This is a genomic window from Pantoea sp. EKM21T (assembly GCF_011800405.1).
Classification (GTDB): Bacteria; Pseudomonadota; Gammaproteobacteria; order Enterobacterales; family Enterobacteriaceae; genus Pantoea; species Pantoea agglomerans.
Genome location: NZ_JAALFV010000008.1, coordinates 137,129 through 152,462 on the forward strand (window position 1 = coordinate 137,129; position 15,334 = coordinate 152,462).

10 protein-coding genes are annotated in these 15,334 nt (G+C 58.3%); all 10 read left to right on the forward strand.

Translation table 11 applies throughout. From position 1 onward, the window contains the following. The first annotated feature begins 38 nt into the window (after positions 1-38). The gene (gene dppB / locus HFD87_RS17330) at positions 39-1,058 is read left to right on the forward strand and encodes a dipeptide ABC transporter permease DppB (RefSeq protein WP_010257427.1); all 1,020 of its coding nucleotides are present in this window, start codon (positions 39-41) and stop codon (positions 1,056-1,058) included. A gap of 9 nt (positions 1,059-1,067) precedes the next feature. Next, the gene (dppC, locus tag HFD87_RS17335; RefSeq protein ID WP_010671643.1) at positions 1,068-1,970 is read left to right on the forward strand and encodes a dipeptide ABC transporter permease DppC; all 903 of its coding nucleotides are present in this window, start codon (positions 1,068-1,070) and stop codon (positions 1,968-1,970) included. Between the two features lie 12 nt (positions 1,971-1,982). After that, positions 1,983-2,969 (forward strand): dipeptide ABC transporter ATP-binding protein, encoded by a 987-nt coding sequence (gene dppD / locus HFD87_RS17340; RefSeq protein ID WP_010257423.1) that lies wholly within the window; start codon positions 1,983-1,985, stop codon positions 2,967-2,969. Beyond that, positions 2,959-3,981 carry a dipeptide ABC transporter ATP-binding subunit DppF gene (dppF, locus tag HFD87_RS17345; protein ID WP_158149689.1) on the forward strand — a complete coding sequence of 341 codons (1,023 nt, stop codon included), beginning with the start codon at positions 2,959-2,961 and terminating at the stop codon, positions 3,979-3,981. Before dppD ends, dppF begins: the two co-directional genes overlap by 11 nt. 518 nt (positions 3,982-4,499) lie before the next feature. After that, entirely contained in the window at positions 4,500-5,090 is a 591-nt protein-coding gene (gene bcsO / locus HFD87_RS17350) for a cellulose biosynthesis protein BcsO (protein WP_159227223.1), read from the forward strand. Then, positions 5,081-5,884, forward strand: a complete 804-nt coding sequence (gene bcsQ, locus HFD87_RS17355; RefSeq protein WP_010671647.1) for a cellulose biosynthesis protein BcsQ — start codon at positions 5,081-5,083, stop codon at positions 5,882-5,884. Before bcsO ends, bcsQ begins: the two co-directional genes overlap by 10 nt. 49 nt (positions 5,885-5,933) lie before the next feature. After that, the gene (bcsA, locus tag HFD87_RS17360; RefSeq protein WP_010671648.1) at positions 5,934-8,045 is read left to right on the forward strand and encodes a UDP-forming cellulose synthase catalytic subunit; all 2,112 of its coding nucleotides are present in this window, start codon (positions 5,934-5,936) and stop codon (positions 8,043-8,045) included. Further along, positions 8,042-11,056 (forward strand): cellulose biosynthesis cyclic di-GMP-binding regulatory protein BcsB, encoded by a 3,015-nt coding sequence (gene bcsB, locus HFD87_RS17365; protein ID WP_167423719.1) that lies wholly within the window; start codon positions 8,042-8,044, stop codon positions 11,054-11,056. The genes bcsA and bcsB overlap by 4 nt, the downstream gene beginning before the upstream one ends. A gap of 11 nt (positions 11,057-11,067) precedes the next feature. After that, positions 11,068-14,883 carry a cellulose biosynthesis protein BcsC gene (locus HFD87_RS17370; protein WP_167423720.1) on the forward strand — a complete coding sequence of 1,272 codons (3,816 nt, stop codon included), beginning with the start codon at positions 11,068-11,070 and terminating at the stop codon, positions 14,881-14,883. Further along, positions 14,883-15,326 carry a cellulose biosynthesis protein BcsD gene (bcsD, locus tag HFD87_RS17375; protein ID WP_033767602.1) on the forward strand — a complete coding sequence of 148 codons (444 nt, stop codon included), beginning with the start codon at positions 14,883-14,885 and terminating at the stop codon, positions 15,324-15,326. The genes HFD87_RS17370 and bcsD overlap by 1 nt, the downstream gene beginning before the upstream one ends. The last annotated feature ends 8 nt before the right edge of the window (positions 15,327-15,334 follow it).

Consider the following 15,334-nt stretch of genomic DNA (forward strand, 5'->3'; position numbering starts at 1 on the left):
CGCGGCGACGGTCGCGCGGACAAGAGAGAACCCGGATTATGCTGCAGTTCATACTCCGACGTCTGGGCCTTGTCATCCCAACGTTTATCGGTATTACATTACTCACCTTCGCATTTGTTCACATGATCCCCGGCGATCCGGTACTGATCATGGCGGGCGAACGCGGTATTTCTCCTGAACGCCATGCACAGTTAATGGCGCTGTTAGGTCTGGATCAGCCGCTGTGGAAACAGTACCTGAACTACATTAACGGCGTATTACATGGCGACCTGGGCATTTCACTCAAGAGCCGCATCCCGGTCTGGGATGAGTTTGTTCCGCGCTTCAAAGCGACGCTGGAACTCGGCATCTGCGCCATGATATTTGCCGTGGCCATTGGTATCCCGGTTGGGGTCATGGCCGCCGTGAAGCGGGGGTCGATTTTCGATCACACCGCCGTGGGGATCTCACTGACCGGCTACTCCATGCCGATCTTCTGGTGGGGCATCATGCTGATCATGCTGGTCTCGGTACAGCTCAACCTGACGCCGGTTTCCGGGCGGGTCGGCGACACCGTCTTCCTGGATGACACCATGCCGCTGACCGGCTTTATGCTGATCGATACCTTCTTCTGGGGTGAGCCGGGCGACTTCCACGATGCGGTGATGCACATGATTCTGCCTGCCATCGTGCTCGGCACCATTCCGCTGGCGGTGATTGTGCGAATGACGCGATCGGCGATGCTCGAAGTGCTGGGTGAAGATTACATCCGTACTGCGCGTGCCAAAGGCCTGACGCGCATGCGCGTCATCGTGGTGCATGCGCTGCGAAATGCCATGCTGCCGGTGGTGACGGTGATCGGCCTGCAGGTCGGCACTTTGCTGGCTGGAGCGATTCTGACCGAAACCATCTTCTCGTGGCCGGGCCTGGGTCGCTGGCTGATTGAAGCGCTGCAGCGCCGTGACTATCCGGTGGTGCAGGGCGGTGTGCTGCTGACGGCAGTACTGATTATTGTGGTCAACCTGCTGGTTGATCTGCTGTATGGCGTGGTTAACCCGCGCATACGTCATAAGAAATAAGGGGGCATCATGTCTGTTGTTGATCCCGGCAGCGTTACCGTTGCACCCAAGCCGATGACCCCGTTTCAGGAATTCTGGCACTACTTTAAACGTAACAAGGGCGCCGTCGTGGGCCTGGTTTACATCATCATTGTGTTGCTGTGCGCCATTTTTGCCGATGTGCTGGCCCCGCATGCCCCTGCTGAGCAGTTCCGCGATGCGCTGCTGCATCCGCCGGTCTGGCAGGAAGGCGGCAGCTGGAGCTACATTCTGGGCACCGACGATGTAGGCCGCGATGTGCTGTCGCGTCTGATGTACGGCGCGCGCCTGTCGCTGCTGGTTGGCTGTCTGGTGGTGGTGCTGTCACTGATTTTCGGCGTGATATTTGGCCTGCTGGCCGGTTATCTCGGCGGCGTGGTCGATGCCATCATCATGCGTGTCGTTGATATCATGCTGGCGCTGCCCAGCCTGCTGCTGGCGCTGGTGCTGGTCGCCATCTTTGGCCCCTCGATCGTTAACGCCTCCATCGCGCTGACCTTTGTGGCGCTGCCTCACTATATCCGTCTGACCCGCGCGGCGGTGCTGGTGGAAGTGAACCGCGACTATGTGACCGCCTCAGGCGTGGCCGGTGCCGGTATGCTGCGCCAGATGTTTGTGAATATTCTGCCTAACTGCCTTGCACCGCTGATCGTGCAGGCTTCATTAGGTTTCTCCAACGCCATTCTCGATATGGCGGCGTTGGGCTTTCTCGGTATGGGTGCGCAACCGCCAACGCCGGAGTGGGGCACGATGCTCTCCGACGTCCTGCAGTATGCGCAAAGTGCCTGGTGGGTAGTGACCTTCCCTGGATTGGTCATTCTGCTTACCGTGCTGGCATTTAACCTGATGGGCGATGGTTTGCGTGATGCACTCGACCCGAAACTCAAGCAGTAAAGAGGCACCGAGATGGCGTTATTAAATGTAGACAAACTATCGGTGCATTTCGGCGACGATAAAGCACCGTTCCGCGCGGTTGACCGCATCAGTTATCAGGTTGAGCAGGGCCAGGTCGTGGGTATCGTGGGCGAGTCCGGCTCTGGTAAATCGGTAAGTTCCCTGGCGATCATGGGGCTGATCGATTTCCCCGGCAAGGTGATGGCTGAGAAGCTGGAGTTCAACCAGCGCGACCTGCAGAACATCTCCGAACGTGAGCGCCGCCAGCTGGTGGGCGCCGAAGTGGCGATGATTTTTCAGGACCCGATGACCAGCCTGAATCCCTGCTACACCGTAGGTTTCCAGATCATGGAAGCGATCAAGGTGCATCAGGGCGGCAATAAACGCACCCGGCGTCAGCGGGCGATCGACCTGCTGAATCAGGTTGGTATTCCCGATCCCGCGTCACGGCTCGATGTCTATCCGCACCAGCTGTCGGGCGGCATGAGCCAGCGTGTGATGATTGCCATGGCGATCGCCTGTCGGCCTAAGCTGTTAATCGCCGATGAGCCGACCACGGCGCTCGACGTGACCATTCAGGCGCAGATCATCGAACTGCTGCTGGAGTTGCAGCGGCAGGAGAACATGGCGCTGATCCTGATTACTCACGATCTGGCGTTAGTGGCAGAAGCGGCGCACCACATTATCGTGATGTATGCCGGTCAGGTGGTGGAGAGCGGTAAAGCGACCGATATCTTTAAGGCGCCGCGCCATCCTTATACGCAGGCGCTGCTGCGTGCGCTGCCGGAGTTCGCGGCCGATAAAGCACGCCTGGCCTCGCTGCCTGGCGTGGTACCGGGCAAGTATGACCGCCCGATTGGCTGTCTGCTTAATCCACGCTGTCCCTATGCGACTGACCTTTGTCGTCAGGAAGAACCTGAACTGCGCACCATTCCAGGACGCCAGTCCAAGTGTCACTATCCGCTGGACGATGCCGGGAGACCAACTTATGAGTCATGAAACCACGAAAGATCAGTTCCTGCTGCAGGCGATTGATCTGAAGAAGCACTACCCGGTGAAGAAGGGGCTGTTTGGTCAGGAACGTCTGGTCAAAGCGCTGGATGGCGTCTCTTTTAATCTGGAACGCGGTAAAACGCTGGCGGTGGTAGGCGAGTCAGGCTGTGGGAAATCCACGCTGGGCCGCCTGCTGACGATGATTGAAACCCCGACCGAAGGGCAGCTTTACTGGCACGGTCAGGATCTGCTGAAACATGATCCCCAGGCGCAGAAGCTGCGTCGCCAGAAAATCCAGATCGTGTTCCAGAACCCGTACGGCTCACTCAATCCGCGCAAAAAAGTAAGCCAGATTCTGGAAGAGCCGCTGGTGATTAATACCCAGCTGACCCGCGCGGAACGCCGCGAGAAGACGCTGGAGATGATGGCAAAAGTCGGCCTGAAAACCGAGCACTACGACCGCTACCCGCACATGTTCTCAGGCGGGCAGCGTCAGCGTATCGCCATCGCACGTGGGCTGATGCTCGATCCGGACGTCCTGATTGCCGATGAGCCGGTTTCGGCGCTCGACGTGTCGGTGCGTGCCCAGGTGCTTAACCTGATGATGGATCTGCAGCAGGATATGGGGCTTTCTTATGTCTTTATCTCGCACGATTTGTCGGTGGTGGAACACATTGCCGATGAGGTGATGGTGATGTATCTCGGCCGGTGCGTTGAGAAGGGCAGCAAAGAGGCAATTTTTGCCAACCCGCGCCATCCTTATACTCAGGCTTTGCTGTCAGCGACGCCGCGGCTTAATCCAGACGACCGTCGTGAGCGCATTAAGCTGACCGGCGAGCTGCCGAGCCCGCTCAATCCACCGCCGGGCTGCGCCTTTAATGCGCGCTGCCACCGACGTTTTGGCACCTGCGTGCAGTTGCAGCCGAAGCTGAAAAACTATGGCGGACAGGAGATTGCCTGCTTCGCGGTTGATCAGGATGAAAATCAGCCAGTGGGTGCGGCAGAGAAAGTCAGTTGAGCAATCACCTGGCCCCCAGCCAAAGGCTCCTTTCTGGAGCCTTTTTTATCTCAACTCAGCTGCAAGCCGCACTGCTGGCAGGTCAGCGAGCACTTTCTGGTTATTCCTCCTCTTTTTCCGTTATCAGTCTTAACCTGTTTTCCTTCTGGCGATATTTGCAGTGAAAAAAGATAAATAGCCTCAATCACTTATGGCAGAAATGCGATTTTTTTGCGCCTGCGGCAGCCTGAACGCTCTTTGAAAGGCTGTTTACAGGAGTCAGCCTGGCAGTGCCAGAGGTTGTAAGAGCGGTATTTTCAGAAAAATTATTAAAACAGTGCTAATGAATTTAACTTAAATATTACTTATTAATTATCAGCGGCAATGACTCAGCAAAGGCTTTCTTCCGCCACTATTGAATCTTTATGATTAAACAATTTGATTGAAATTGCTTTTTTTGTAATCAGGTTTTTCTGACTGATATTAAAGGGATGTGTTATATTCCAGGAAAATTCCCACCTTGTTGCAGGCCATGGCCAATGAAGAATAATTACGATGATTTGCAGCGTTTTAAAGAGAAAACGCAAACGCTCGACATCGACTTTAAAGATATGTCTGGCCAGACGCAGGAAGCGGCGGAACACAGTAAATGGGCATTGATTCGCCAGCTGGCGAAAGAAGAACATCAGACACCGTTTGGCGGCGGCGAGCGTATTGACCTGCCGCAACCTCAGCCGCTGCGTGGTGATGAGTTTACGGCTCCACCGCCTGGGGCTCCGGCACGACATGCCGCACTCACTGCGCAACCGGCAATTGCAGCCCGCACCTCGATTCTCGATAGCCTGTCAGGCAGTAACCTGCCAGCAACCAGCACGACTGAACGCGGTCCTTCATCACTCTTTCCGCCACCGCCGCCACTGCAAAAAGTGGCCGTGGCTGAGCCTGCGACCACGCTGCGTGCTGAGCCGGTCCGGCCTGCCACCGTGGCGGAGCTTCAGCCCGTCGTCGCACCCACCGCCACCCATTCTGAGCCAGGACGATTTGGTGCGCTGTTCCGCTCGCGCGAGATTAATCTGCCGAAAGAAACCTTACTCAAACCGTTACTGGAGAAGATTGCGCTATGCCATTAGTTTGTGTGTGCTCGCCGAAGGGGGGCGTGGGGAAAACCACGCTGGCGGCGAATCTGGCCTGGAGTCTGGCGCGTTCCGGTAGCAAAGTTCTGGCGATTGATTTTGATGTGCAGAATGCACTGCGTCTTCACTTTGGCGTGCCGCTTCATGATGGCCGCGGATTTGTGGCGCGCTCAGAAGAGCAGGCGGACTGGAGCCAGTCGATTCTTACCACTGGCGGCAATATCTTTGTGCTGCCCTATGGCGACGTCACGGAGCCGCAGCGCGAACGGTTCGAAGAGAACCTGATGAAAGATCCCCACTTTATTAAGCGCGGTCTGGATACGGTGCTCAATTATCCCGGTCTGGTGATCGTGGCTGATTTCCCGCCGGGCCCGGGCCCCGCCCTTAAAGCAATGACGGCGCTGGCCGATATGCATTTAGTAGTGATGTTAGCCGATACCGCATCAGTATCGTTATTACCGCAGATTGAAGAGAACCGGATGATCGGTAAGCCTCTCAATAATAAGCAGGGTCACTATTTCATCCTTAACCAGTGTGACAACCGCCGGAATATCAATCGCGATGTCACCGCGTTTATGCAGCAGCGCCTGGGCGATAATTTACTGGGCGTGGTTCACCGTGATGAAAGTGTGGGTGAAGCCAATGCTTCGCAGCAGTCTGTTTACGATTTCAGTCCCGCCTCCGCAGCGGCATTTGATATTGAACTGATCGCGAAAAGGGTCAGCAGCATTCTGAATATCACCGTGGGTAATGGCGAAGTTCAGGCTCCCATCCGCACAAACCACTTTTAGTCGGCTTCCGCCAGGCGACTGACTTACACAGCTCTTCTCAGGGTGAATCATGAGTAAAATCGGGTTTTACCTGCTGCTGCTGGTGCTTGCACCCGTTGCGGCGGTGATCATCATTACGCCAATGGACAGCCAGAAACAGTATATTTTTGGTCTGATCAGCATCGGCATGATGTTTTTATTGGGTTTCAGCAAGAGCCGCAAAATAACGGTGGTGATGGTGGTTCTCTCTGCGCTGATGTCCAGCCGCTATATCTGGTGGCGGACCACCGAGACGCTGCACTTTAATTCCGAAGTTGAAGCTATCTTAGGCATTGGCTTATATCTGGCGGAGCTGTACGTCTGGCTGATCTTAATTCTTGGCTTCCTGCAAACCACCTGGCCATTAAAACGCACCATCGAACCCTTACCGGACGACACCAGCCTGTGGCCGACGGTCGATATTTATGTGCCTTCCTACAATGAAAGTCTTGATGTGGTGCGCGACACCGTACTCGCGGCGCAGTGTATCGACTACCCGCGTGACAAAATCAGGGTCTATCTGCTGGATGATGGCAAGCGCAGCGAGTTTGCCCGCTTTGCGGCGGATGTCGGCGTGGGTTATATCACCCGTGACGACAACAAACATGCCAAAGCCGGGAACCTCAACCATGCGATGAAAATCACCAAAGGTGAGCTGATTTGCATCTTCGACTGCGACCACGTGGCGACGCGCACCTTCCTGCAGGCGACGGTCGGACCGTTCCTGAAAGATCCAAAGCTGGCGCTGCTACAGACGCCGCACTACTTCTATTCTCCCGATCCCTTTGAGCGTAACCTGCGCGCCGCACGCAGCATTCCAAACGAAGGCTCGCTGTTTTATGGCCCGGTGCAGCAGGGTAACGATAACTGGAATGCCACTTTCTTCTGTGGCTCCTGTGCGGTTATCCGTCGTTCAGCGCTGGAAGAGATTGGCGGTTTTGCCGTTGAAACCGTGACCGAAGATGCACACACCGCCCTGAAAATGCAGCGACTGGGCTGGGGCTCAGCCTTTTTGTCGATCCCGCTGGCTGCCGGTCTGGCAACAGAACGTCTGGGCCTGCATATCATTCAGCGTACCCGCTGGGCGCGTGGCATGACACAGATTTTCCGCGTCGATAACCCGCTGTTTGGCCGTGGCCTGAAGTGGCAGCAGCGTCTTTGCTATCTCAACGCCATGCTGCATTTCCAGTTTGGCCTGCCACGCGTTGCCTTCCTGACCGCACCGCTGGCTTACCTGCTGTTTAACCTGAATATTATTCACTCATCGGCGTCGCTGATCTTTGCCTATGTGCTGCCCCATCTGGTGATGTCGCTCTACGTTAACTCACGGATGAATGGCCGTTTCCGTTACACCTTCTGGGGTGAGATTTATGAGACGGTGATGTGCTTCCATCTGGTGATCCCGACCATTCTGACCCTGTTGTCGCCAAAACATGGCAAGTTTAACGTAACCGATAAAGGCGGCGTGCTGGATCAGGGCTTCTTCGATTTCCACATCGTGCGTCCGCATGTGATTGTGGCGCTGCTGCTGGGCATTGGCATTGTAGCCGGCGTGGTGCGTGCCGTGATGCATGACTATTTTGGCGTCGATCCTTACGTTATCGCGCTCAACGTCGGCTGGGCGATCTTCAGCCTGATCATTCTGATGGCGGCAATTGCCGTGGCGCGCGAAACCAAGCAGGTGCGTAAAACCATCCGTGTTGAAGTGCAAATCCCGGCGATTATTCATTACGCCAGCGGCATTTCATCGCGCACCCAGACCAGCAACCTTTCGATGGGCGGCGCGCAGCTTGATGCACCCGATGGACGTCATGAAACTGATGAGATTGAAGAGATTGATCTGCTGCTGAAATCCGGCGCGATCACTATCCCGGTCAGTCAGATTTCCGGCGATGATGAGAGCATCCGTCTGCGCTTTGAGGCGATGCCGCTGGCGCGTCGTCGCGAACTGGTCCGTGTGGTGCTGGCTCGTGCTGATGCCTGGATTCAGCCGGAGTATAAGCAGGACAACCCGCTGATTTCGCTAGGCACTATTATCCGTACCGTCTTTGAGCTGTTCTGGCTGACGTGGAAAGGCCGCCACGATAAACGTAAAAATGTCGACCCGGTTGCTGCGGCGGCGAAAGAGGATGGGGCGGCATGAAGATCCTGACGCAAACTTTGCTGGTCAGTTCACTGACCGCAGCGTTATGGCTGACGCCCGCTGGCGCGGAAACGCCGGTTACTGCTGATAACAGCAGTGCTGCGCCGGTAAACAGTTCAGCCCCGACGCCGCCTGATGCTGCTTCCACCACGCAGCCTGCCAGTGCGCCGGTAAACAGTCCGGCTCCGACGCTGCCTGATGCTGCTTCCACCACGCAGCCTGCCAGTGCGCCGGTAAACAGTCCGGCTCCGACGCCGCCTGATGCTGCTTCCAGCACGCAGCCTGCCGATGCCACCGTCATTGCACCCGCGACAAATCAGGCTCCGGCCAGCGATGCGGCATCTGTGGTGCCCATGAATAATGGTTCCACCCAGACGGCAGGTTCAGACCAGGTAGCGGTCCCGGTCAGCGGTGGAGAGTCTGCAATGCCGTCAGTGTCACCAGCGGCAAATGCGCCATCTGCGACACCGTCCGCAGAATCTGCACCGGCATCGGCGCCACAGAGTGCATCACCCAATGCCATGGCACCCCCGGTGAACGCCTCTTACGCCCCAGGTAGCGAGGCGACATCACAAACTCAGCCATCTTCAGTGACCGGTGACGCGACCTCAACGCCTCAGGCCGCGTCATCGACCGGTGAGGCGGCGGCTTCTGCCCAGACCACCGCGCCGATGGCCGCCACCGGCGCGGTGACCCAGGACAGCAGCGCGCTGTCCGCGGTGCCCCTGCCGCAGGGCCTGAGCAGTGCCGATCCCGCGCTGGAAGCGGCCGCCAGTGCGCTGCCCTACGCGCCAGGTCAGGTAGCTGCACCGGTTGCAGAAGCGCAGCCGCCGATCGCGGCTGCCATCAATCAGCCAATCAGTAGTGTTATTTCAGTGGCCCAGATGGGCCAGTCGCGCGGCATCACGCTGACCGGCGGCCAGCTTCAGTCGGGCATCACCTTTACCCTGCCCGGCGATGAAGTCATCACCAATGCGCGACTTAATCTGACGCTGCGCGTCTCAGCTGCGCTGGCGGCACGCAATACGTCGCTGCAACTGATGCTGAATGGTCAGCCGCTCGGCACGCTGCCGCTGGGTGCGACGGACAGCGATGTCAGCGACTATGAGCTGGATATTCCGGCGGCGATGGTGGTGTCGGCGAACAATCTGAGTTTTAAAATCAATGATGCGGACAAGTTGCTGTGTGAAAGAGAGAGCGCACAGCAGTATCAGGTCACCATTCTGCCGAACACATCGCTGCACCTTGAGGGTCAGAAGCTCAATATCGGCACCAGCCTGCGTAATTTCCCGCGCCCCTTCCTGGATCCTCAGCGGATGACGGCGTCCACCGTGACGGTGGGCTTTGCCAGTCATGTTTCAGCCGATGCTGTCAGCGCGGCGGCACTGGTGACATCATGGCTTGGCATTCAGAGTGATTATCGCGGCATCCGTTTCCCGGTGGTGCGCGGCGAACTGCCGGAACACAACGGCATCCTGTTTGGTCATCCTGGTGACCGGATCGGCACCCTGACTTTCCCGGCCAGTAACGGTCCGATGTTGCAGGTGGTGGATAATCCCAATAATCCGGTTTACAAATTGCTGCTGGTCAGTGGCAACAATGAGGAGCAGTTGCGTCAGGCGGCGAACCGTCTGACGACGCAGCCACTGACGACGGATGAGAGTCATCTGCAGGTCCCCGCACAGACTATTGCAAACCGCAAACCTTACGATGCCCCGCGCTGGATTAACACTGACCGTCCGGTACGACTGAGCGAACTGCTGCGTAAAGATCAGAGTCTGACCAGTAGCGGCATCTGGCATGATGCGCTGCGTGTTAACTTCCGCGCCGCGCCTGATTTGTTCCTGTGGGATGGCGACACAGTGCCGGTTAATCTGCACTATCGCTTCCCGTCCGAAAGCTGGATCGATGAGGATAATTCCTTCCTTAACGTCATGCTTAACGGCACTTTTCTGCGCAATCTGACGGTGAACAAAGTCGGCCTGCTGGAGAACGCCTGGCACCGTCTGGGCGGTGATGCGCGTCAGGAGCAGTATCAGCTTAATCTCGAACCCTACCTGATCTATGGCGATAACCAGCTGGCGCTCTACTTCAATATCAAACCGCGGGCTGATGCGCCCTGCGGTGTGTTACTGAACAACAACATCAAGAGCCGGATTGAAGAGGATTCATGGATCGATCTGAGCCATACCCGTCACTTCAGCATGCTGCCGAACCTCTCTTACTTTGTGGGTGCCTCTTTCCCGTTCTCACGTCTGGCCGATTTCAGCCAGACCACGCTGCTGCTGCCGGAAACGCCCAGCGATGCTGAACTGTCAACGCTGCTGGATCTGGCGGCGCGGGCTGGTAAAGCCACCGGTCTGGCGCTGACACAGAATCAGGTACTGTTTGGCCTGCCGACTGGCGGAACCCATCTGGCGCGCATACAGCAGAGCGATCTGCTGGCGGTGAGCACCACCGGCAACAGCGCCTTTAATCAGGCGATGCTGGCGGCTTCCCCTTATGACGCCACCAGCAGCACTTTTGGGGTGAAAGAGCCTGACACGCTGGAAAAATTACGCGGCTGGCTGACCGGTGACTGGAGCCGTCAGCAGCTGGATGCCGATCGTTACTTCTCCTCCAACGAAGCGTGGCGAGGCTTCCTCAGCTACCGATCGCCATGGAACCGCGATCGGCTGGTGGTGATGACGGTGGCAACCAGCGACGATCAGCTGTTGCGACTGCATAACGATTTGAGTTCAGCGCAGATTAACGCCGGCATTCGTGGCGATACCGCGATTATTACCGATGAAAACGGCATTCGCAGTTTCCGCGTCGGCGCGCAGTTTCCCAGCGGTGAGTTGCCCTGGTACATGATGGTGGTGTGGTATGCCAACCAGCACTCGGTGCTGCTGGCGGTGGCGGCGATGCTGCTCTCCGCGCTGGTGGGCAGTGCGGCCTGGGTGATGCTGAAGCGTCACGCCTGGCGACGTCTGAACCCAAAGCAGGACCGTGATTCCGGCAGGAAGTAAGGATAATAATAATGAAAAAAAATCTGTTAAGTGCCGGTATCCGTAAGGCGTTGCTGCTGGGCAGTGCGCTGGCCCTGTCACAGCCGCTGCTGGCGGCGGAAAGCGCCAACCCGGCGTTGCAGGCGCTGTTCGATCAGGCCTCTTACTGGCATCAGAAAGCGCATGACGACCTGGCGACAGCCTCACTGCAAAAGGTGCTGATGGTTGAACCCAACAACACTCAGGCGCTCTACCTGCTGGCGCTCTATTCACAGCAGGGTGGCGACACTGCGGCGGCGGCGCAGTATCGCGCCCGTCTGAGTCAGGTCTCCCCCAACGATCCGCATCTTGGCGAGCTGGATAACGCGCGCCAGATGCAGACCATTCCGCAGGCGCAGCTTGCGCTGGCGCGTCAGCAGGCGCGCAGCGGCAATATTCCGGCGGCGTTACAGACCTGGCGCAACACCTTCAGCGGCAATGCGCCACCACCCAGCGTCGCGGCAGAATATTATCTCACTATGGCGGGCGACCGTACGCTGCTGCCGCAGGCGGTTGAGGCACTGCGACAGTTTGCGGCTCAGCATCCGCAGGACACCGGCGCACGGCTGGCGCTGGGTAAAGCGCTGACCTATCAGGAAACAACCCGTCGCGAAGGCATTGAGGTGCTGAGTTCGCTGGCGAGCGGTAATCAGGATGCCGACCGCTCACTGCGTCAGGCGCTGCTGTGGCTCGGTCCGCAGCCGTCAGATGCGGCGCTCTATCAGACCTGGCAGCAACGTCATCCGCAGGACTCCGCCGTCATCGACTACTACCGTAAAAACGTCGGCGGCGCAGAAAAAGGGGCCGGATTCAGCGCGCTGAACAGCGGTGACGTCGGCGGTGCGCAGTCCAGCTTTGAAAAAGTACTGGGTGCGAATCCGCAGGATGCCGATGCGTTAGCGGGCATGGGCTATGTGGCCCAGCGAGCCGGACGTTATCAGGAAGCGGCGGATTATCTGCAGCGGTCTGCTCAGCTCGGCGGCGATCAGGGTTCATCGCGTCAGCAGCAGGCTGACGATGCGCGTTTTTATGCACAGCTGGCCAGCGCCCAGCAGGCACTGAAAAGCGGAGACACGGCGCAGGCGCTGACATTAAGCGAACCGCTGGTGCAGGCTGACGGCGAAAAAGGGCTGGCCGCCAGACTGTTCCGCGCCGACGTGCTGCGCCGCACCAATCAGCCACAGCAGGCGGAGCAACTCTATCGCACTATTCTGCAAAGCGATGCGGATAACCGCAGCGCCAAAGAGGGACTGTTCTACGTTCTGCGTCAGCAGAATCGGGGCACCGAAGCTAACACGCTGCTGGGTGCATTGCCGGACAGCGTACGCCAGAGCGTCACGCCACGGGCCAATGAAGCCGATGCGCTGCGTCAGCAGGCGAAGCGTCAACTGGCGGCCGGTAACAATGCCGCTGCCATCGCGACGCTGCAGCAGGGTATTCAGCGTTATCCCACGGATGGCTGGCTGCGGCTCGATTTAGCCCGGCTCTATCGTCAGCAGGGCGACACGCTGCTGGCGGCCAACGTGATGCAGCCGGTGATGCGCAACGGGGCCAGCACCAGCGAACTGTATGCCGGTGCGCTTAACGCCAGCGAAAGCGGCGGCTGGCAGCAGGCCAGCACGTTGCTCTCGCGTATTCCCGCTAACGCGAAGACGGCGGCGATGCGTGAACTGGCGCAGCGGGTTAATTTCAATCTGCAGATGAGCACGGCCGACCAGTATCTGGCGCAGGGCGCGACGGCTGCCGCCGCCAATACCCTGAAGGCGCTCACGGTTAATCCACCCACCAACCCGGTTGATGCCGGAAACCTGGCGCAGAAGCTGGCGCAGGCGGGCGATCTCACCAGCGCCGTTTCGGTGGTGCGGACTAACCTGCAGCGTGGCGTGCAGGGCAATGCGGGCGATTATGCCGCGCAGATGACGGTACTGAATCAGGCGGGCCTCGGCAGTGAGGCGCAGCGCTTCCTCAGCAACCCGGAACTGCAGGCGCGCAGTACACCAACGCAACTGGCCGGTATTCGCAATGGCTATCTGATTAACGAAGTGGATCGTCTGCGGCAGCAGCGTCAGTACGCGGTGGCGTATGACAAGCTGATTGGTGCACTGCAGCAGGATCCGCAGAACCGCGATCTGATGTTCGCGATGGCCCGTCTCTACCAGGACGGCAAGATGAACCGGGATGCGGGCGTGGTCTATGACTACCTGATGACCCAGGATACGCCGACGCAGGATGCGCGCGTCGGGGCCATCAACGTCGCGCTGGCGCAGAACAATGTGCAGCGCGCTAATGAGCTGAGTCGCGGCCTTAACAGTACGACTCAGACACCGGATCGTCTGCTGCTGCTGGCGCGGGTCGCGGAAGCCAATGGCGAGCATTCTCAGGCGATGGCTTATCTGCGTTCAGCGCGCGGTCAGCTGATTGGCCTGCAGGGCGCGCAGCCTGGCAGCGTGCCGACCGTGGGCGGACTGGCGCTGGCGGATAATCCGTTTATCAACCGTGATACTTCGCCGGTGGGACGTTCACCATCCAGCTACGGCACCGTGCTGCCGTGGCAGGCGGCACCGGCGGGCGTTGCCGCTGGCGTGACAACGCAGGGCGAACCGGCCGCGGGCAGCGAAACCGTTGCTCAACAGTCACAGATTCTGCACGACGTCGACACCATGATGGATTCGCTGCAGGAAAAAACCGGCAGCTGGAGTCAGGGCATGGTGCAGGTGCGCGGGCGTGATGGCGAGTCGGGCCTGAGCAAGCTGACGGAAGCCAAAGCGCCGCTGACCTTCTCTACCGTGCCGTTTGAAACGGCGCGCCTCGACTTTACCGCCACGCCGGTCTCACTTACGGCGGGCAGTGGCGCAGCCGATGCCTGGCGCCGTTTCGGCACCAATGCGCTGAGTCAGGGCAGGGTGGTGGCTGCAGGCGGTGCAACGGTGAATGACCTGCCGAACGCCACCACCGATTCGCAAACCGCTTCGGGCGTGGAGCTGAATCTGGCGCTGAAGGGCGACAGCTATAAAGTGGATATCGGCAGTACGCCGCTGGGCCAGGATCTCAGTACTCTGGTCGGGGGCGTACAGTGGTCACCGAAACTCACCGACTTCCTGACGCTGATCCTGACCGGTGAGCGCCGCGCGATTACCGACAGCCTGCTCTCTTACGTCGGCGCAGAAGATAAAACCAGTGGCAAACGCTGGGGACGCGTCACGAAGAACGGCGCTAACGCCCTGTTAAGCTACGACAATGGCGATGCCGGCTTCTATGCTGGTGCGGGCGCGTACAGCTATCTTGGCGAGAATGTCGCCAGCAACAACAACCTGCAGGCAACTGCCGGTGCCTACGTTCGTCCGTTCCACACTGACGATCGCGAGATGAAAGTGGGCATGAGCCTGTCGTGGATGGACTTCTCGAAAAACCTCAGCTATTTCAGCTACGGTCAGGGCGGCTACTTCAGCCCGCAGAACTACGCGTCGGTCTCCTTCCCGATAGAGTTCTCACGCAAGTTTGACGATTTAAAAGTCAATATTGGCGGTGCAGCCGGTTATCAGACCTACAGTCAGGATAAGAGCGCGTACTTCCCGTCGGATGCCAGCCTGCAGTCAGAGCTGGAATCCCTTGCCGCCAGCGGCAGCGTGAAAGACGCTTACTACTCCGGCGGCAGTAAAAACGGCATCGGCTACAACCTGCACGCCGGGGCGGACTACAAACTCAATAAAGATGTGACGATTGGCGGCCAGCTGGGTTATGACACCTTTGGTGACTACAACGAAAGCAGCGCACAGCTCTATGTCCGTTACCTGTTCGGAGAGAAGTAATGAGTGAGCATTCGGGGGTATCGCATCCGTATCAGCCGGGCTGGTTTGACCTGGTCAGCGTGCTGATTGACGGGATGATCGCCAACGCCGGTCAGCAGGAGGCGGAAGCCTTTCTCTATAAGATGGGGGAATCGCTGGCGACCCGCTATCCTTTGCCAGAGTCGCGTACCGTGCAGGATCTGGAGCGCGAGTGCAATCTGCAACTGGCGCGGTTTAACTGGGGCTTTGTGCAGCTTCAGCCGGAAGAGAAGGCGCTGCTGATTGCCTGTCACGCCTTACCGGCAGGCGACAACATCCACTCTCCGGCTGACTGGCAGGCGGCGTTTGGTGCGGTGATGGCCGGACTTTTTTCGGGCTGGTTGCAGGGCCAGGGCGGCAGCAGCATTGTGCCGGTTACGCTTGAACTCAACGATGGCAGCACGCTGCACTATCGATATCAATAGGATCGGAA